An 18,322-nucleotide genomic window follows, 5' to 3' on the forward strand; every position below is an offset into this window, starting at 1 on the left:
CTAACTCTCCTGGCTGTGAGGTGGCTGGTTGTGAGTGGTGGGCTGGCTGTGAGTGGTGGCCTGACCCTGCGCGGTGACGCTGTCCGGCCGGTTCATGTACTCCTGTGCCGCGCGCCAGAGCCGGTGGCCGATGAGCGCGTGGCTCTCCTGGATGCGGTGGATGCTCTGGGAGCGGATGGTGAAGCAATAGTCCAGGTCGTCGCTCGCGGCCATTCGGCCGCCGTCGTGGCCGGCGAACCCGATGGTCAGCAGTCCCCGCTTCCGTGCCTCGGCGAGGGCGATCATCAGGTCGTCCGAGTTCCCCGACGTCGAAAGCGCGATCGCGATGTCGTGGTCTCCCGCGTGCGCGATGATCTGCCGGGAGAAGATCAGATCGAAGCCGACGTCGTTCCCGAGTGCGGTCACCACGGCCTGGTCCGCGGCGAGGGACCATGCCGGGACCGGGCGGCCCCGCGCGGGACGGCTGAACAGCGATGCCAGCGTCGCGGCGTCGGTGGAACTGCCGCCGTTGCCGAACGTGTACAGACGCCCGCCCTGCGTGAACCGCTCCGCCATCCCGCTTCCGGCCTTATCGATCCCCTCTCCCCATTCGATGACCGAGTCACGCTGCAGCCGAGCGCTTTCCGTGGCTTTGTCGCGGGCTGATACGGCGAGGTCGGCTAGTAGCTCGCCGGCGTCCTCCTCGTGAGCGTCGATGAACGGATACAGGAAGTCCGTTCCCTCCGAACCGCTCATCGCGGCACCTCCTTGTCCGGAGGAATGCGGGTGATCGCCGCGCCGCCGTGGACCAGCAGCAGGTCGTGGACCTCGACGTGGCCGACCAGCGTCGTGTCGACTCGTTCCTCCCCGGTCGCCGTCCGCACCAGTGTGCCGGCGAGCGGATCCGAGGACGCCGCGACGACTTCAGCGAGTCGTCCCTCGTCGCTGCACGTGACGCACCCGTCCTCGGTGCAGTCGCCGTCGGAAGGATCGGGTGCATGTAGCAACCCCGGGTGTTCGAAGCAGACGTGCGTGAGCTCCCACAGCAGGTGGTACATCAACACGAACCGACCGGTGACCGGCACCATCGGGTCATCGGAATCGACCCACAGGATGTGAGTGGCGGACCCGGGGTCGGGCCGGGTACCGGAGCCGATCCAGATCGTGTCGGCGCCCCACGCCGCAGCACGCCGCATGATGTCACGCACCTGTGGCTGATCAGCGGACGCGACCGCCAGGATCACGTCGCCCGGCCGGGTCGCGACCCGGCACTGCGCCACAGGATCGGGTTCGACGAGCGAAACCGCCGGCAGGGCACGTTTGCCCATGATCACCGGGTGGACGAACTCGACCGCCACGTGATGCGCGTGTGGTTCCCACTGGGGCGAGACGACCCACAGGGTGGCCCCCGCCTGGAAGCGACGGGCCAGGGCCAGCGCCGTGGCCGCCAGGTCCGCGGACAGTTCAGGGTCGATCAACGGGGCCGGCGCGTCGCTCGTCGTCATGGTTGCACCTCGTCCTTCGGATCGGTGTGTTCGCGGCGTCCGAACGACGCCAGCCCGAGCGCCGCCTGGCCCAGCGACAGCCCGCCGTCATTGGGTGGCACCTCGCGGTGGGTCAATACCCGCAAACCTGCGGCTTGTAACCGTCCCCGCACCAGGGCGGTGAGCAGCCTGTTCTGGAACACCCCGCCGGTGAGTCCCACCGCCGTCACCCCCGTGCGGTGCGCGACGTCAATCGTCAGGCACGCGGTGGCCGCCGCCAACGCACGGTGGAAGCCGAACGCCAACTGGGGTATCGGGGTCCCCGACCGGACGCCGGCAACGAGTCCACCGATCAGTTCCGCCAGACGTAGCTCGCCATCGCGGACCTGCATGTCGATCGCGGCCGAATGGCCGGCCGTGCGGGCGAGCACCTCGAGTTCCACCGCGGCCTGCGCCTCGTAGGTGACTCGGTGGCGCACCCCCAGCACGGAGGCGACGCCGTCGAACAGCCGGCCGACACTCGTGGTCCGGACGCATCCGCGGCCTGTGTCGAGTTGCGCCGTGACCACCGCACGCTCGCTCGGCTCAACCGCCCGCAGGCACGGAAGTTCCACTCCAGCGGCGGTGTCCAGCCCCACCTCGTGGAGGAGCGCGAGCGCCACACGGACCGGATTCCGCACCGCGGCGTCGCCACCGGGCAGGGAGAACGGCTGCAGGTGCCCGACCCGTTCGGCATCGAGAAGGTCCGCCCCGACGCGGAGCAGCTCCCCGCCCCACACGGTGCGGTCGCAGCCGTATCCGGTGCCGTCGAATGCGATGCCGAGCAGCGGTGTCCCGATCACGCGGTGTTCGGCCGCCAGGGCCGCGACGTGGGCGTGGTGGTGCTGGACGGTGCGCAGTTCGATACCTGTTCGCGCGCTGAAGTCCTCGGCCCAACCCCGCGTCGAATACCCCGGATGGTCGTCGGCAACCACCAGGTCGGGCCGGACGTCGTGCAGCGCCGACAGGTGCGCCACGGAACGATCGAACGCGCCCCGGCTCTCGAGGCTGCCCATGTCGCCGAGGTGCGGCGAGCAGAACGCGAAGTCCTGCCGGGTGAGGCAGCAGGTGTTCTTGACCTCGGCGCCCACCGCCAGGACGCTCGGGCCGGGCCGGTCCAGCAGCACCGGGAGCGGCGCGTATCCGCGCGAGCGTCGGACTGGCTGCACGTCACCGTCGACCACGGTGAGAACGGAGTCCTCGCAGGGCACAGCGATGTCGCGGTCGTGCATGAGGAACACGTCCGCGACCCCGGCCAGTCGTTCGCGGGCGTCGTCGTTGTCGAAGCACAACGGCTCACCGCCGAGGTTGCCGGAGGTCATCACCAGCATCCGCGGTGGCCGCACGTCGCGGCCCGGCACCGGGGCGAACAGCAGGTGGTGAAGCGGCGCGTACGGCAGGAGGATGCCGAGCTCGTCGAGGCCCGGCGCGACATCCGATGCGACCGTGGATCCGGTCTTCTTGCGCAACAGCACTATCGGACGCACGGCACTGCTCAGCACGTCGGCCTCCGCGGTGCTGATGGTGCACACCTGCCGCGCCGTGTCCAGATCGGCCGCCATGATCGCAAGCGGTTTAGCCGGGCGCCGCTTCCGGCTGCGTAGCGTCCGTACCGCGTCGGGATCGGTTGCGTCGCAGACCAGATGGAATCCACCGATGCCCTTGATCGCGACGATCCCTCCGGCCGCGATCTCCCGTTGCACCCGATCGAGGACCTCGTCGTCGCCGTCGATGCGCTCGCCGTCGGCCTCCGCGAAAATCCGTGGGCCGCAGTCCGGGCAGCACACCGGCTGCGCGTGGTAGCGACGATCGTCGGGATCGGCGTACTCGAGGGCGCACCGAGGGCACATCGGGAAGGGCGCCATGGTGGTGGCCGGCCGGTCGTAGGGGAGGTCGGTGATGATGGTGAACCGCGGTCCGCAGTTGGTGCAGCTGACGAACGGGTGCCGGTACCGGCGGTCGGCGGGTTCGGCGAGTTCCCGCGCGCAGTCCGTGCAGATCCCGACGTCGGGCGGGACCAGCGTCCGGCCACCGGGGGCGTGTCGGCTGGGGACGATGCGGAAGTCGCCCTCGCCGCGTGGCACCGCGGGTTCGACGGTCACATCGACGACCACCGCCAGCGGCGGGGCCTCGCGGCTGATCCGGGCCTCGAACTCCGTCAGGGCCTTCGAGGGGCCCTCGACCTCGACGAACACACATGCGTCGTCGTTTCCGCAGTGCCCGACGAGACCCAGCGTGTTCGCCAACCGCGCGAGGAAGGGCCGGAAACCGACCCCCTGGACTACGCCGCGAACGGTCATCCGGCGCCGCTGCAGCGCGGCCCGGCCGGTGACGGTCTCGGCCGTCACGGCGGACCACCATCGTCGTCACGCGGCTCGCGGGGGCGGCCCATCAGTCACCTGGTGCGGCAGGTAGGTCAGGGGCAGGTAGGTCAGGGGCTCCGGCAGGTTGTCCGGTTGGATCGGACAGCTGGGGACGCACGCGATCGGCTGACTCGCCACGCTGAGGGTGACGGAGTCCCCGTCACGGCTCTGGCCCGTATTGATCCACACAACGTGGAATTCGCCCTCGTCCGTCTTCTCGACCTTGGCGTGTTCCGGCCTTCTCGCAGCTCTCGCCGACGTCGACATAGCGGCCACTCCCCGGGGCTCACCGCCCCTGCGCCACCGGAGTCGACCCTCGGCCCACTTGCGTGGCGCCCACCACAATTAAGGCGTGGGGGGAGCCGGTCTGTCAACGTCGGACGATGGGTTCCCGTCGGCGGTCGGCGATCCACCCGTACCAATGCTCGATTCCCTTTCCGCTGGTGGCGGACAGATAGACCACCCGCACCGTGGGATTCACCGATCGGGCGTTCTGCTCAAAGGATTCGGGATCGAAATCGACATAGGGGAGAAGGTCGGTCTTGTTCACGATCAGGAGGTCGGCCACTGCAAAGATGTGTGGGTACTTGAGCGGCTTGTCGTCACCCTCCGTGACCGAGATGAGGACGACCTTTCCTTGCTCTCCGAGGTCGAACAGTGCAGGGCACACAAGGTTTCCGACGTTCTCCACGAACACGACCGAATCGTTCACGGGACCCAACGTCTCTACTGCACCTCGTATCATCTCGGCATCGAGATGGCATCCGGATCCTGTATTCACCTGCACCACAGCACATCCTGTTGCCCTGATCCGGTCGGCGTCGAGCAGGGTCTCCTGGTCCCCTTCGATCACCGACACCGGAGTGGACGCCTGCAGGTCCCGGAGGGTGCGCTCGAGTAGCGTGGTCTTGCCCGAGCCCGGTGAGCTCATCAGGTTGAACGCGGCGATCCCCCGGTCGGCAAGCCATGTGCGGTTCTCCTCGGCCAGTTGGTCGTTCTTGGCCAAGATCTTCTGTTCGAGCGTCACGGTTTCGGGCGCGGCATGGCCGTGGCTGTGCGCGTGCGTGTGGCTGTGGTCGTGTTGGTGAGGCACCCGAGCATCGGGAGCAGTGAGCCGCACTTCTGTCGGCTCGTCGACCTTTCCGCATCCACACGTCGAACACATGACTCAGCCCACCTCCATGGACATGATCCGTAGTTCTCGGCCCGACCGGACCTCGACGTCGACGCTGCCGCAGGGGCACAGCACAACCAGATCGTGCAGTGGAAAGTCCGCTCCACAGCTCCGGCAGTGCGCTGTACCCGGTGGCTCCTCGATGTCGAGCCGGGCTCCTTCCGCAACGGTGCCCTCGGTCACGAGTTCGAAGCAGAACTGCATCGCGTCGGGGACGACCGCGCACAGCCGGCCCACCTGCAGCTGGATGCTGTGCACTGTGCGACCGCCCGCGCGCTCGCACACCGCGTCGACGACGCTCTGAGTGATCGCCATTTCGTGCATCACTGGCCCTCTTCGGACGGAGGCTCTCGGATCACACGATAGGACGCAACCGCTACGGGAACCAAGGGCTCGGCGCATCCGCCGTCGGCTCACTTCGTGGACTCGACGTCACCGCATCATCCTCTCGGGGTGAGCGCTTGTCTCGAGTGAAGGTCCGAAAGGACTCGAATCAGTCGAACCGACATCTGCCGCAGAGGAGTGGTATTTACCGTGGAAAGGTGGTCATGCACCAGGCAATCAACCCGGTCGACGGCGTCGGTGTGGCGTATCGGGTGATCGGCGACGGACCGCCTCTGGTGCTCGCACACGGCACCGCGCTGTCGAGTGCCATCTGGCGCGCCTTCGGCTACGTCGACGCCCTGCGCGACGAGTACCAGCTGATCCTGCCTGACATGCGCGGCCACGGACGCAGCGACACCCCGCCGCAGCCCGAGTCGTACGCGATGGACCTCGTCGTCGGCGACATGATTGCGGTGGTCGACGCCTTGGGCCACGAGCAGGCCCACTACCTGGGCTACTCGTTCGGCGGGCGCGTCGGGCTCTCGCTAGCTGTCGCGGCGCCGGAGCGGCTACGCACGCTCACGGTCGGCGCCGGCAGCAGCCGTCCACAGGCCGGTTCGTTCGACAAGCTGTTCTTCCCCGGATGTATCGACGTCCTCGACCACGACGGCATGACGGCGTTCCTCGACCGGTGGAACGCGCATCGCGCGTGGCCACTGGACCCGGCGACCCGAGCGGCATTCGACGCCAACGACACCCGCGCCCTCGTTGCCTACCTGCGGCGCACCCAGCTGGAGCCCGGGGTGCCCGACGCCGCACTCGAGGCACTGGATGTGCCGACCCTGCTGTTCGTCGGTTCCGAGGACCGCCCGCGGTTGTCCGACACCCGGAGACTCGCGACGTTGATCCCCGGGTCGCGGCTCGCTGTCATCCCCGGCTTCGATCACGCGACCACCGTCGCGGCCTCCGAAGAGGTGTTGGAGATCGTGAAGCCGTTCCTCGAGGAACACTGACGCATAGTTGTCTCAGCGGGTTGAAAGCACCTTCGATGCGGTTCGGATCAGGGATGCTCCGGGGTCGAGACCCGTGTGCCAAACTTCCACCGTGACAATCTCCGGTGCTCAGGAATTCGGGGATCCGTGCCGAGAGTGCGGCTACCACTGGAAGCAGTCTTTCGAGTCGCTGATGACCAGCCACTCACAGATTCATTCCGACCTATCCGCGGCAGTCACTGCGCACAACTACCGCACGAGGGTCGCCCACACCCCGTGGTCGGTCGGCGAGTACGTCTGTCACATCGCCGACAACGAGCACATCTGGGCAGAACGACTGGCCACCGCGGCCGAGATGACGGAGCCCCGGATCTCCGCATTCGACCAGGATGCCCTCGCCGAGGCACGCAACTACGCCCACATTCCGTACGAAACCGCGGTCTGGTCACTCGATCACTCGTGCGCGGAGCTCACAAGGGCGGCAAAGGACGCCGCCGGGACCGCGACCAGTTTCTACCACCCGGAACGCGGACAGCTCTCGGTGCTGGAAGCAATACGCACGGTGATCCACGACTGTCACCACCATCTCTGGGACATCCGGCGCATCCTCGCGCAACGTTGAAGCGGCTGCTCATCCGCGGGGTCTCCGCCGCTCCGCACTCCTTCCGCCGTTGCCGACGTGAGCCACCAGATGGTTTCGTCCTCCCACCGATCCACGGGGAGTTCTCGACAACATTTAGTTAGTGCACTACTTAATCGTGTATTCTTCATTTTTGTGAGCGCGGACATCACCGAACCGGACATCGACTGGGGCGACGTCGACCCCTTGGCGCTGGACCGCCAGCTGTGCTTCGCACTCGCGGTCGCCAATCGCGCAGTACTTGCCGTCTACCGCCCCCTCCTCGAGCCCATGGGACTGACGCACCCGCAATATCTCGTCATGCTCGCGCTGTGGGGGGATGCACCGATGTCGGTCAAGGAGATCGGGCAGGCCCTCCAGCTCGACTCGCCCACCCTGTCCCCGCTCCTCAAGAGACTCGAGTCGAGTGGGCTGATCACCCGCGCCCGCAGTACCGCCGACGAACGGCAGCTGATCGTCGAGCTCACCGACTCCGGCAAGGCCCTGCGCAACCAGGCCGAACGCATTCCCGGCGCCGTCGTGCAACGCCTCGGTGTGAGTCTCGCCGAACTCGAAGAACTTCATTCCGTCCTCACCCGCGTGAACGCCGCCGCCCTGCGCGCCGGCGCCCTCAGCGAATGAACCGCCCCTTCGGATCAGGAACAGGTACACACGCCATGAGCACCCAGAACACGGTCCGCCAGCGCCCCAACCCGTTGCAGTGGATCGGCTACGCGTGCGGCCGCAAGCTCCCAGACTCGATGCAGGACTGGGTCCGCAAGGACCTCATCGGCGACTGGGCCATCCCCCGCCACATGGTGCGCTCCATGGTGCCGTTCATCCCGATCTTCGCGGCGTTCTTCCTGTTCCCTGGACCGGTGTGGCTGCGCGGGTCGATGGTTCTCCTCGGCCTGTTCCTCGCCCTGTTCTTCGCGGCCGCCTACATGGAGCAGAACCGCCGGCGTCGCCTCGAAAGGCACGGACTCTCACCGGATCTCGAGAATCCCAAGAAGGTCGCCCGCTACCACGCCGAGAAGGCCGCCTACGAGAAGGCGCACCCGCACACGTTCTAGAAGCGGCGATTCGTGTGTCTCGGCACTACCGCTCGGCCTCGCCGAGTCGTTCCCGAAGATGCTCGCGCTCCGGTTCGGTCCCGACCAGGTCGAGCGCGCGCCGGTAGGCATCGGCGGCCTCTCGCCTGCGCCCGAGACGGCGCAGTAGTTCCGCCCGTGCCGCCGGATACGGGTGGTGCGAGCGCAGCAGCGGGTTGTCGGCGAGATCGTCGAGGAGCGCGAGACCGGCCTCTGGACCGTCACGCATCGCGATCGCGACCGCTCGGTTGAGCATCACGATCGGTGACGGCGCTATTCGCAGCAGGACGTCGTACAGGGCCACGATCTGCGGCCAGTCGGTGCTCGCGACGTCGGCGGCCTCGTCGTGCAGCGCCGCGATCGCGGCCTGTACTCCGTAGGCCCCGGGTGGGCCGCCGGTGAGGGCGACCAGCACCAGCGCGCTCCCCTCCTCGATCATCGGATGGTCCCAGTCGGTGCGATCTTGATCATCCAGCAGCACCAACCCGCCGCCAGGAGCGGTGCGGGCGCCGCGGCGGGCATGGACCAGCAGCATGAGCGCCAGGAGGCCGGCGACCTCACGTTCGTCGGGCAGCAGCCGATGCAGGACCCGCGTCAGCCGGATCGCTTCCTCGGCGACGTCGAGGCGTTGAAGCCGTGGCCCACCGCTGGCGGCGTACCCCTCGGTGAAGATCGAGTACAGGACTTGCAGGACACCGGGCAGTCGCTGTGGGAGTTCGTCGGGCCCCGGCACCCGGAACGGAATTCGGTTCGTCCGAATCCTCTTCTTGGCCCGAACGATTCGTTTCGCCATCGTGGCCGGGGATACGAGGAACGCGCGCGCTACCTCGGGTGTCGTGAGGTCGGCGAGGCAGCGCAGGGTAAGGGCGGCGCGGTCCTCCGCCGGCAGTGCCGGGTGTGCACACGTGAAGAACAGCTGTAGACGCTCGTCGGGGAGTTCACCACCCATATCCGCGGGCGGAGCGGGGTCGGCGCGATCCGCGTCCACCTGCAGCGCCGCTATCCGCGTTGCGAGGACCTGGTCACGGCGCAGTCGGTCGACGGCCCGGCGCCGCGCGGTGGTCAACAGCCAGGCGCCGGGCTTGGTCGGTACTCCGTCCACCGGCCAGTGCCGGAGAGCCGCTTCGATGGCCTCCGACGTCACCTCCTCAGCCAGGTCGAGGTCGCCGAACCGGCTCACCAGGGCGGCGAGCAGTCGGCCGCGTTCCTCCCGGAAGACCGCCTCGACGGACGCCTCCGCGTCGGGTCCGCGGCCACTGCCCGCCGCAGCCATCGGATGTCAGTTCCCGTAGTCGGCGACCGGGCGGATCACGATCCGGCCGCCGTTGTGCGATCCGGGGCACCGCGCCGCCCAGTCGAGTGCCACGTCGAGGTTGGGCACGTCGATGACGTAGAAGCCGCCCAGCACCTCGCGGGTCTCGGCGAACGGCCCGTCGGTGGTGACGGTGCGTTCGCCGTCCGGCCCCACCTGAATGCTGGTGGCCGTGGTGAGGTCGGCCAGTCCCTCCCCCGAGACGAAGATCCCGGCGTCCTGGACCTCCTTGTCGTAGACCATCCACTCTTCCATCGTGGGGCCATCAGTGACGTCGACGGTGGACTCGGCGTGGATCAGCAGCATGTACTTCATGTTGTCTCCTCCTCAGGAGTTCTCGTGTCAGTTGCGGTACACCATGACGACGAACGAGGAGGCGACGAATGGACAGGGCCGACGAATTTTTTCGCGCGTCGGCCCCGAGCCGCCACCCCGTCCGGAGGCAAGGGCGTTTGCAGGAAAGGTTGTTTTGGCGAGATCACGTCACTTCAGACGCGGACGGAGCCAATCCACCACATCGTCGAGCACCTTCTCCTGTTCGGGCTCGTTGAACACCTCGTGGAACAGTCCGTCGTACGTCTTCAACGTCATGTCCTGCGTCCCGGCCCGCTCAGCGATCATCCGGCTGCCGGAGATATCAACGACACGGTCGTCGGTGCCGTGCAGGACCAGCGTCGGCATGGTGAGCGACGGAACCCGCTCGGGAAAACTCTCGGCCGCGAGGACGAGACCACGAGCGATACCTGCCTTGACCTTTCCGTGGTACACGAGCGGATCGGACTCGTATGCCGCGACCACCGCCGGATCACGGGAAATCGCCTTCACGTCGAGGGTCTCGACGGGGATGCCGGGCACGAACCGCCCTACGATCTTGCCGAGTTCGATCACGACCTTCGGCTTCTTGGTGACCAGCTCGATCGCCGGCGCGGACAGGATCAGCCCCGCCAGCTCCTCGGGGTGGTCGAGGGCGTAGGTCAGCGCGATCGCCCCACCCATGCTGTGTCCCAGCAGGAACCGCGGCAGTCCCGGATTCTGGGCTGCCGCGATCGCGGACAATCGGTGCAGATCGTCGATGAATTCGGACCAGTCGCGCAGTTCGATCCGATTACCGCCCGAACGTCCGTGCCCACGGTGATCCGGGGCGTACACCACCAGACCGAGCCCCACGAGACGGTCGACGACGTGGTCGTACCTGCGCGCGTGCTCGCCGATCCCGTGCGCGAGCAGCAGGATGCCCGTCGGTGTACCCTCCGGCCGCCATACGTCGTACACGATGCGGGTGCCCTGCACCCCGTTGAATTCCGCCTCTGTGTGCTGCACGAATGCGAGTCTAGGGGGATCTGTCCCGTCGCGTGGGCGCTTGTCGGAGCCGCTTGTCAGAGCACGGTACGGGCGGCACGATGAAGGTGTCCCCCGACGGGAGTGGCCATGAGCACGACCGATGCCCCGTACCTGAGGTATACCGACCAGACGGGCCGCCCACGGGAGGTGACGCTTTCCGTGGACAGCCCCCGCGTCACGGTGGGGCGCTCTTCCGACGCCGACGTGGCACTCGTGTCCGATCCAGAGGTCTCCCGCCTTCACGCGACCATCGAGTGGATCGGTAACGGCTGGACGATCGTGGACGACGGCCTTTCCCGGAACGGCACCTTCGTGAACGGCGAGCGAATCTCGGGCAGACGGCGGTTGCGCAACGGCGACAGCATCCGAATCGGCAACTCGGCATTCGTGTTCCGGGATCTGTCCGCTTCGGGCGGTGAGCCCACTCGGGTCGCGGCCGACGTCCCGACGGTGCGGTCGCTGACTCAGACGCAACGCGCGATCCTCGTCTCGCTGTGCCGACCGTACAAACACAACGCTGCGTTCGCGAACCCCGCGTCGAACCAGCAGATCGCCGACGAGGTGTTTCTCAGCGTCGACGCCGTCAAGACTCATCTACGGGCGCTCTTCCGAAAGTTCGGGGTCGAGCAACTACCCCAGAACCAGAAGCGTCTCCGCCTGGTCGAGAAGGCGTTGAACAGTGGGGTGATCACCGAACACGACTTGTGAGCTTGACCTCGAGCACGAGAGCCTCTGCCTAACATGAGGATTGGAGTTTCCACTGAGCCAAGCGCTAACTTTCCGTTCGGCGCGCGCTCCTGAGGCGGTATCAGAACGAAAGGCGCAACGGCGATGACTGATTGGGCGATCGACACCCAGAAGTTGACCAAGCACTATGGTGACGTCGTCGCCGTCCAGGATCTGGACCTGCATGTCGCCCAGGGTGAGATCTTCGGGTTCCTCGGCCCCAACGGGGCCGGCAAGACGACCACCATTCGCACCCTGCTCGACCAGATCCGGCCTACCTCCGGAGCCGCTACGATCCTGGGTCACGATGTGCACCGAGACGCCCTCGAGATCCGCCGGCTGATCGGATACGTGCCGGGCGACCTGGCGTTGTATCCACGGCTCACCGGCAAGGAGACGCTGGAGTATTTCGCGAGGCTGCGAGGCGGAGTCGAGCAGTCTTACATCGACGAACTCGCCGAGAGGCTCAAGGCCGATCTGTCTCGCAAAGTCGGCGACTATTCGACGGGCAACCGACAGAAGATCGGTCTGATCCAAGCGTTCATGCACTCACCCGCGCTGCTGGTGCTCGATGAACCTACCGCCGGCCTCGACCCGCTGATCCAACAGGAATTCCACGCCATGCTCGAGGAGGTTCGCGACGAAGGACGCACGGTGTTCCTTTCCTCGCACAGCCTCTCGCAGGTCGAGCGGGTCGCCGACCGGGTCGGGATCATCAGAGAAGGACGACTGGTCGTGGTCGAAGGGGTGGACGATCTCAAGCGCAAGGCCATTCGTCGGATCGAATTCGAGTTCGCCGATCCGATCCCTCCCGGCACCTTCAACGGGGTTGCCGGGGTGCACGAGGCATCGGTGGAGCGCCGTCACGCCACCGTCTCGTTCGAGGGCCCGGTCAACGACATCCTGAAGGCGGCCATGGCCCACGAGGTCCTCAACCTCAACAGCCGCGAGTCGGACCTCGAAGAGGTCTTCCTGACGTACTACCGCGACACCGTGTCCCCGGTCGGCAAGCAGGAGGGACAGGTATCCGATGTCCACTGACATCCTGACCAAGGACATGCGTGAGCGCCGGGCGCCGGTCCTCGGGCTAGCGGCGGTGTTGATCGTGTTGACCGTCTTCGCCCTCGCGATCGGCGCGGGACTCGAAGACACGATCACCAACCTCACCGAGAGTTTCCCCGAAGCATTGAATGCGTTCATGGGCGCCGAGGTGCCGGGCGGCTATGTGGTCGGTGAGGTGTTCAACCTGATCGCTCCCCTGGCTCTGGTCGGTTACGCCGTGGCGGGCGGTGCCCGCGCCACGGCAGGGGAGGAGGAAGACGGCACGATGGCGGTGCTGGCGGCGCAACCGGTCACCCGCACCGGCATCCTCGCCTCCAAGATCGGCGGACTCCTGCTGGCGCTGATCGCCGCGACCGTACTGTTCTGGGCATCCGCCGCGGCCTCCAGCGCCCTGTTCGGGATCGGATTGACGCAGAGCGCCATCGCAGCCACCTGCCTGCACCTGTTGATGCTTGCCGTCGCCTTCGGTGCGCTCGCGGTGGCCGTCGGAGCGATCGCCGGCCGACCCAGTGTCGCCGCCGCGGCGGCCGGATCCGTGGCGGCCCTCAGCTACATCACCAACGCCATGCTTCCGCTCGCCGATCTGGATGGCTGGGCGCGGCTGAGCCCCTGGTACTACTACTCCGGGAGCACCCCCCTCGCCAACGGACTCGACCCGGCGCACCTACTGGTACTCGCCGCGCTGGCCATCCTCGCGCTCATCGTCGCGTTCTTTGCCTTCGAGCGCCGCGATCTGAAGGGATGAGCCTCGATGACCCCCGGCACCACACCACTCGGCCGTCACACCGAGATCCGGCGTCCGACAGCCAGACTCGCCGCAGCCCGCGCCTTGGTCGGCAAGGCTATCGCCGACCGAATGACGCTGTCCGTCGTCATCGGCGGGCTGATGGTGGCGATGGGCCTGATGGTGGGCGCACTGTGGCCGCCCCTCAAGGATGCGTTCGCCGATATCCCCACCGCGCTGACGGACACGTTGGCCAGAGCGTTTGCCGGGGCAGACCTGACCAGCCCGGCCGGTTGGGTCAACGCCGAACTCATGTCGATAGTGGCCCCCGCCGGCGCGATCGCGATCGCGGTGATTTCCGCAGTTCGTGCCACCGCCGGGGAAGAGCAGGACAAGACCCTCGGGACCCTGCTCGGCGCACCCGTGGGCCGAATCCCGTTCCTGCTCGCCAAGATCGACGCCATGATCGTGCACGTCCTGGTGGTCTGCTCGTTCCTTACCGTCGGTCTGATCGCCGGCAACATGATCGGTGACCTGAACCTGACTGCCGCCGGGATCTTCGGTGCCGCCGTGCACACCGCGCTACTCGGAATCTTGTTCGGGATGATCGGCCTCGCGCTCGGTGCCGGTACGGGCAGCCGTCGTGTCGCGACTTCCGCCACCAGCGGCCTCGCAGCCCTCGCCTTCGCGGTCAGCGTGTTCCTGCCGCTCTCCGACGCCCTGGCCGGTGGTGCGAAGATCAGCCCCTGGTACTACTACACGGCATCCAACCCGCTGGTCAACGGCCCCGACTGGACGCATCTGCTGATCCTGGCCGCGGCAGCCCTGATCATCGGCGTCATCGCGGCGGGCGTCTTCGAGCGGCGCGACCTGCGTGGCTGAGCCGAACCGCGAAGCGTCCCACAAGACCCTAACGGCCAGGACGGGGCGAGAGGTTTACGTTCGGCGAGACGTTCTTGCCCGGTGGACGAAGGCCCCGACAGTCATGCCGGCGGCTAGACCAACGATCATGAACAGGGCCGTCGCCGTAACTGCCCACGGAGCAGCCAGAACGAGACCGAGAAACAGGCCCACTGGTCCCGCAATCAGAGACTCCCTACTGGACAGGGATTTGCCAATCTTCTCTGCTCCGCTACCCATGACAGCCTCTCGTCTACTCGTGACGGCCTCTCGTCGCGGTTCCGAATTGTTTCACTTCCGTAGAGATCCGGGCATAGTCTTGACTTGATCAAAAAAAGGGGCATAGTCGAGGTTGTGGCTACCACGTCGAAATTCTCGGAGATGTTGCGCGCCGCCGACCTCCGCGTGACCCGTCCTCGGGTCGCGGTACTCGACGCTGTGCACGCGCATCCGCACGCCGACACGGACTCGATCTACATGGCCGTATGCGACAGCCTGCCCGACGTGTCCCGGCAAGCCGTGTACGACGTGCTGCGTGCCTTGACCACCGCGGGCCTGGTGAGGCGCATCCAGCCCTCCGGTTCCGCGGCGCGGTACGAGGCGAGGGTCGGCGACAACCACCATCACATGGTCTGCCGATCCTGCGGAACCATCGTCGACGTCGACTGCGCTGTCGGCGAGGCCCCGTGCCTGAAAGAATTAGACTCCCAAGGCTTCTCGATTGACGAGGCCGAGGTCATCTATTGGGGGCTCTGTCAGGACTGCTCGACCGCAAGAAGTTCATGATCACATCCGTGATCACTGCTCGATCCGTCTACTCATGGAGAGGATCTCGTGTCCGAAAACGTAACTCGCGAAAATGAAACGAATGAGAAGGGGTGCCCGGTCATGTCGGGCGGCGGCCCGCACCGAGTGACGGCCTCCGATAACCGTGACTGGTGGCCCACCGCCCTGAACCTGAGGATCCTCAAGAAGGACCCCGTCGTCGGCAACCCGATGGGTGGGGACTTCGATTACGCCGCAGAGTTCAAGACGCTCGACCTCGCTGCTGTCAAGGCCGACATCGAGGCCTTGATGACCGACTCCCAGGAGTGGTGGCCCGCCGACTACGGCCACTACGGACCGCTCTTCATCCGGATGGCGTGGCACGCCGCGGGCACCTACCGCATCCAGGACGGTCGCGGTGGCGCCGGAGCCGGTATGCAGCGCTTCGCTCCCCTCAACAGCTGGCCGGACAACGCCAGCCTCGACAAGGCCCGGCGCCTTCTGTGGCCGGTCAAAAAGAAGTACGGCAAGAAGCTCTCGTGGGCCGACCTGATCGTCCTCACCGGAAACGTCGCGCTCGAATCGATGGGCTTCGAGACCTTCGGCTTCGGCGGCGGCCGCGTGGACCAGTGGGAGCCCGACGAGGACGTCTACTGGGGCCCGGAGCACACCTGGCTCGGCGACGAACGCTACAGCGGCAAGCGCGACCTCGAGAATCCGCTGGCGGCGGTCCAGATGGGTCTGATCTACGTCAACCCTGAGGGCCCGAACGGCAACCCGGACCCGATGGCGGCAGCAGTCGACATCCGGGAGACGTTCCGCCGCATGGCGATGAACGATGTGGAGACAGCCGCTCTGATCGTGGGTGGTCACACCTTCGGGAAGACCCACGGTGCCGGCCCGGACGACCTGGTCGGTCCCGAGCCCGAGGCCGCACCACTGGAGGAACAGGGCCTCGGCTGGAAGAGTTCCTTCGGCAGCGGCGTGGGCAAGGATGCGATCACCAGCGGTCTCGAGGTTGTGTGGACGCCCACCCCAACCAAGTGGGACAACACCTTCCTGGAGACCCTCTACGGCTACGAGTGGGAGCCGACGAAGAGCCCCGCAGGTGCCAACCAGTGGGTCGCGAAGGACGGTGCCGGTGCGGGCACGGTTCCCGACCCGTTCGACAAGTCGGCCGGGCGCGCACCGACCATGCTGACTACCGACCTCTCGTTGCGGGTGGATCCGACCTACGAGAAGATCACCCGCCGCTGGCTCGACCATCCGGAGGAGTTGGCCGAGGAGTTCTCCAGGGCGTGGTTCAAGCTGACCCACCGCGACATGGGTCCCATCGCCCGCTACCTGGGACCAGAAGTCCCGCAGGAGGCGCTGCTCTGGCAGGACCCGATTCCCGCTGTCGATCACGACCTCGTCGGAGCCGGCGATGTCGCTGACCTGAAGAGCTCGATCCTGTCGTCGGGACTTACTGTCGCGCAGCTGATCTCGACTGCATGGGCCGCGGCGTCGTCGTTCCGGGGCAGCGACAAGCGCGGTGGCGCCAACGGTGGCCGCATCCGCTTGCAGCCGCAAGCCAACTGGGAGGTCAACGAGCCCGACGAGCTCGCACAGGTGGTGCGCACGCTCGAAGGGATCCAGGAGGCGTTCAACTCCAAGCAGACCGGCAACACCAGGATCTCGTTCGCCGATCTCGTCGTCCTCGGTGGCTGCGCCGCCGTCGAGCAGGCGGCGAAGAACGCCGGCCATGACATCCAGGTGCCCTTCACCCCGGGTCGCATGGACGCCACACAGGATCAGACGGACGTCGAGTCGTTCTCCGTGCTCGAGCCGAACGCCGACGGGTTCCGCAACTATGTCGGCAAGGAGCTGCGTCTGCCTGCCGAGCACGCCCTGATCAACAAGGCGAACCTGCTTACCCTGAGCGCGCCGGAGATGACCGTCCTCATCGGCGGTCTGCGCGTCCTGGGGGCCAACCACAAGCAGTCGTCGCTCGGGGTCTTCACTTCGAACCCCGGATCGCTCACCAACGACTTCTTCGTGAACCTGATCGACATGGGGACGAAGTGGGAGCCGACCTCCGAGGAAGGAAGGTACGAAGGCCGCGACCGCGCGACCGGCGAGCTGAAGTGGACCGGTAGCCGCGTCGACTTGGTATTCGGGTCGAACTCGGAACTGCGTGCCCTCGCAGAGGTCTACGCATGCGACGACGCGAAGGAGAAGTTCGTACAGGAATTCGTCGCCGCGTGGGACAAGGTGATGATGCTGGATCGGTTCGAACTCGCCTGATCTCCATTAGGTGATCGGCACGAACCCCCTGTGGATTGCTTCTCAGCTATCCGCAGGGGGTTTCTGTGCCCCCCAGGGAACGCTGTCCACGATTACTCCGGCCGTTTTCCGTCGCTCATCACATCGCTCAAGATTGGGGCTTCGACGGCCAATGCGCTCGGGGCGGTCATCCGCCAATGCGTCTCCGGCACTGGGTAGTTGCGTACCTGTCCAGTCACGGCCCCATCCCATTCCCGTACGGCCCGGGTCCCGGTGTCATCGTCAGCCGTCGCGGTGAAGAACACGATGTCGCCGTCGAAGCGTTCGGGGCAGTATTCGAACATCAACCGGGAGTTGCGTTCCGCCGTCGACAGGAGTCGCCCCACGACCTGTTCGGCTCGTTCGACGGATTGCCCAGTCAGCCCGGCAAATTCGGTGGTGACGGCTTCGACGCTCGGGTCCGAGAGGGTAGAGCCCGCTACACCCTGGTCTACACCGAATCCGCCCAGCAGGTCGCTCATGGTGATGTTCTTCCGGGATCCGTCCTCCGCCCCATTCGAGCCGACGAAGCTGTCCATCATGGCCAACAACTCCACCCGCTCGCCCACTGCCTGAAGTTGGATCGCCATCGCATGCGCAATGACGCCGCCCAACGACCAGCCAAGCAGCCGATACGGACCGGCAGGCTGAACCGCACGGATCTCGCTGGTGTATCGCTCCGCGAGTTCCTCGAGCGACTCGGGCACGAAGTCCTCCTCGAGGATCGCAGGACTCTGGACTCCGTAGATCGGGATGTCTCCCTCGAGGCGCTGGGCTAGACCCATATAGCACCAGGACAATCCGACGCTCGGGTGTATGCAGAACAGCGGCGCCGCCGCACCGGACTCCCGGATGGGAAGCACCGGGCCGAAGCCCTCCCCTGCCGGGCCCTCGACACCGGCGACGATCCGACCGGCCAGCGCTTCCACTGTGGGATCCGAGAACAACCACTGCAACGGCACGGTCGTACCGATGCCGCTTCGCAGTCGGGCCATCACGCGGGTCGCGGCCAGCGAGTTCCCGCCGAGGGCGAAGAAGTCGTCATCGAGCCCGACCCGGTCGATGCCGAGGACGTCGGCGAACACGGCGGCCACGACCTGCTGGATCGGGGTCGTCGGCGCCC

General features: G+C 66.6%; 20 protein-coding genes. 10 read left to right on the forward strand and 10 right to left on the reverse strand.

Features of this window, described 5'->3' with window-relative positions:
• The 6 genes from EF834_RS15435 to EF834_RS15460 form a co-directional block, all read right to left on the reverse strand.
• Positions 1-735 (reverse strand): D-sedoheptulose-7-phosphate isomerase, encoded by a 735-nt coding sequence (locus tag EF834_RS15435; protein ID WP_127948093.1) that lies wholly within the window; start codon positions 733-735, stop codon positions 1-3.
• Positions 732-1,484, reverse strand: coding sequence for a phosphoheptose isomerase family protein (locus EF834_RS15440; protein WP_127948094.1), 753 nt, complete (start codon positions 1,482-1,484; stop codon positions 732-734). Before EF834_RS15440 ends, EF834_RS15435 begins: the two co-directional genes overlap by 4 nt.
• Entirely contained in the window at positions 1,481-3,802 is a 2,322-nt protein-coding gene (gene hypF, locus EF834_RS15445; RefSeq protein WP_127948150.1) for a carbamoyltransferase HypF, read from the reverse strand. The genes EF834_RS15440 and hypF overlap by 4 nt, the downstream gene beginning before the upstream one ends.
• Before the next feature lie 66 nt (positions 3,803-3,868).
• On the reverse strand, positions 3,869-4,132 hold the full coding sequence (locus EF834_RS15450) for a hypothetical protein (RefSeq protein WP_127948095.1): 264 nt from the start codon (positions 4,130-4,132) through the stop codon (positions 3,869-3,871).
• A 103-nt stretch (positions 4,133-4,235) separates the two neighbouring features.
• A complete protein-coding gene (gene hypB / locus EF834_RS15455; protein WP_127948096.1) occupies positions 4,236-5,030 on the reverse strand; it encodes a hydrogenase nickel incorporation protein HypB in 795 nt (264 codons plus the stop codon).
• 3 nt (positions 5,031-5,033) lie between these two features.
• Positions 5,034-5,363 (reverse strand): hydrogenase maturation nickel metallochaperone HypA/HybF, encoded by a 330-nt coding sequence (locus tag EF834_RS15460; RefSeq protein WP_127948097.1) that lies wholly within the window; start codon positions 5,361-5,363, stop codon positions 5,034-5,036.
• 224 nt (positions 5,364-5,587) lie between these two features.
• On the opposite strand from EF834_RS15460, the gene EF834_RS15465 reads away from it, so the two are divergent.
• The 4 genes from EF834_RS15465 to EF834_RS15480 all read left to right on the forward strand — a co-directional run bounded on the left by EF834_RS15465 (position 5,588) and on the right by EF834_RS15480 (position 8,047).
• Positions 5,588-6,376 carry an alpha/beta fold hydrolase gene (locus tag EF834_RS15465; RefSeq protein ID WP_164874148.1) on the forward strand — a complete coding sequence of 263 codons (789 nt, stop codon included), beginning with the start codon at positions 5,588-5,590 and terminating at the stop codon, positions 6,374-6,376.
• Between the two features lie 91 nt (positions 6,377-6,467).
• On the forward strand, positions 6,468-6,977 hold the full coding sequence (locus EF834_RS15470; protein ID WP_164874146.1) for a DinB family protein: 510 nt from the start codon (positions 6,468-6,470) through the stop codon (positions 6,975-6,977).
• A 153-nt stretch (positions 6,978-7,130) separates the two neighbouring features.
• Positions 7,131-7,616, forward strand: a complete 486-nt coding sequence (locus EF834_RS15475; protein ID WP_127948100.1) for a MarR family winged helix-turn-helix transcriptional regulator — start codon at positions 7,131-7,133, stop codon at positions 7,614-7,616.
• Positions 7,617-7,651: 35 nt separating this feature from the next.
• The gene (locus EF834_RS15480) at positions 7,652-8,047 is read left to right on the forward strand and encodes a DUF5313 family protein (RefSeq protein ID WP_127948101.1); all 396 of its coding nucleotides are present in this window, start codon (positions 7,652-7,654) and stop codon (positions 8,045-8,047) included.
• 25 nt (positions 8,048-8,072) lie between these two features.
• Here EF834_RS15480 and EF834_RS15485 read toward each other — a convergent pair whose 3' ends face one another.
• The 3 genes from EF834_RS15485 to EF834_RS15495 form a co-directional block, all read right to left on the reverse strand.
• Positions 8,073-9,338 (reverse strand): RNA polymerase sigma factor, encoded by a 1,266-nt coding sequence (locus EF834_RS15485; protein ID WP_127948102.1) that lies wholly within the window; start codon positions 9,336-9,338, stop codon positions 8,073-8,075.
• A gap of 6 nt (positions 9,339-9,344) precedes the next feature.
• Entirely contained in the window at positions 9,345-9,692 is a 348-nt protein-coding gene (locus tag EF834_RS15490) for a YciI family protein (protein ID WP_127948103.1), read from the reverse strand.
• A 168-nt stretch (positions 9,693-9,860) separates the two neighbouring features.
• Positions 9,861-10,697 (reverse strand): alpha/beta hydrolase, encoded by an 837-nt coding sequence (locus tag EF834_RS15495; protein ID WP_127948104.1) that lies wholly within the window; start codon positions 10,695-10,697, stop codon positions 9,861-9,863.
• A 108-nt stretch (positions 10,698-10,805) separates the two neighbouring features.
• On the opposite strand from EF834_RS15495, the gene EF834_RS15500 reads away from it, so the two are divergent.
• From EF834_RS15500 to katG, 6 genes are all read left to right on the forward strand, one after another.
• A complete protein-coding gene (locus EF834_RS15500) occupies positions 10,806-11,426 on the forward strand; it encodes an FHA domain-containing protein (RefSeq protein ID WP_127948105.1) in 621 nt (206 codons plus the stop codon).
• Between the two features lie 123 nt (positions 11,427-11,549).
• Entirely contained in the window at positions 11,550-12,485 is a 936-nt protein-coding gene (locus EF834_RS15505) for an ABC transporter ATP-binding protein (RefSeq protein WP_127948106.1), read from the forward strand.
• On the forward strand, positions 12,475-13,251 hold the full coding sequence (locus EF834_RS15510; RefSeq protein ID WP_127948107.1) for an ABC transporter permease subunit: 777 nt from the start codon (positions 12,475-12,477) through the stop codon (positions 13,249-13,251). Before EF834_RS15505 ends, EF834_RS15510 begins: the two co-directional genes overlap by 11 nt.
• A gap of 6 nt (positions 13,252-13,257) precedes the next feature.
• On the forward strand, positions 13,258-14,112 hold the full coding sequence (locus EF834_RS15515) for an ABC transporter permease subunit (RefSeq protein WP_127948108.1): 855 nt from the start codon (positions 13,258-13,260) through the stop codon (positions 14,110-14,112).
• A gap of 399 nt (positions 14,113-14,511) precedes the next feature.
• Positions 14,512-14,916 (forward strand): Fur family transcriptional regulator, encoded by a 405-nt coding sequence (locus tag EF834_RS15520; protein ID WP_164874149.1) that lies wholly within the window; start codon positions 14,512-14,514, stop codon positions 14,914-14,916.
• 48 nt (positions 14,917-14,964) lie between these two features.
• Positions 14,965-17,181, forward strand: a complete 2,217-nt coding sequence (katG, locus tag EF834_RS15525; RefSeq protein ID WP_268961034.1) for a catalase/peroxidase HPI — start codon at positions 14,965-14,967, stop codon at positions 17,179-17,181.
• A 92-nt stretch (positions 17,182-17,273) separates the two neighbouring features.
• Here katG and EF834_RS15530 read toward each other — a convergent pair.
• A partial coding sequence (locus EF834_RS15530; RefSeq protein WP_235871230.1) for a thioesterase domain-containing protein occupies positions 17,274-18,322 on the reverse strand: 1,049 nt, incomplete at its 5' end.

The organism is Rhodococcus spongiicola, assembly GCF_004011835.1.
GTDB lineage: Bacteria > Actinomycetota > Actinomycetes > Mycobacteriales > Mycobacteriaceae > Prescottella > Prescottella spongiicola.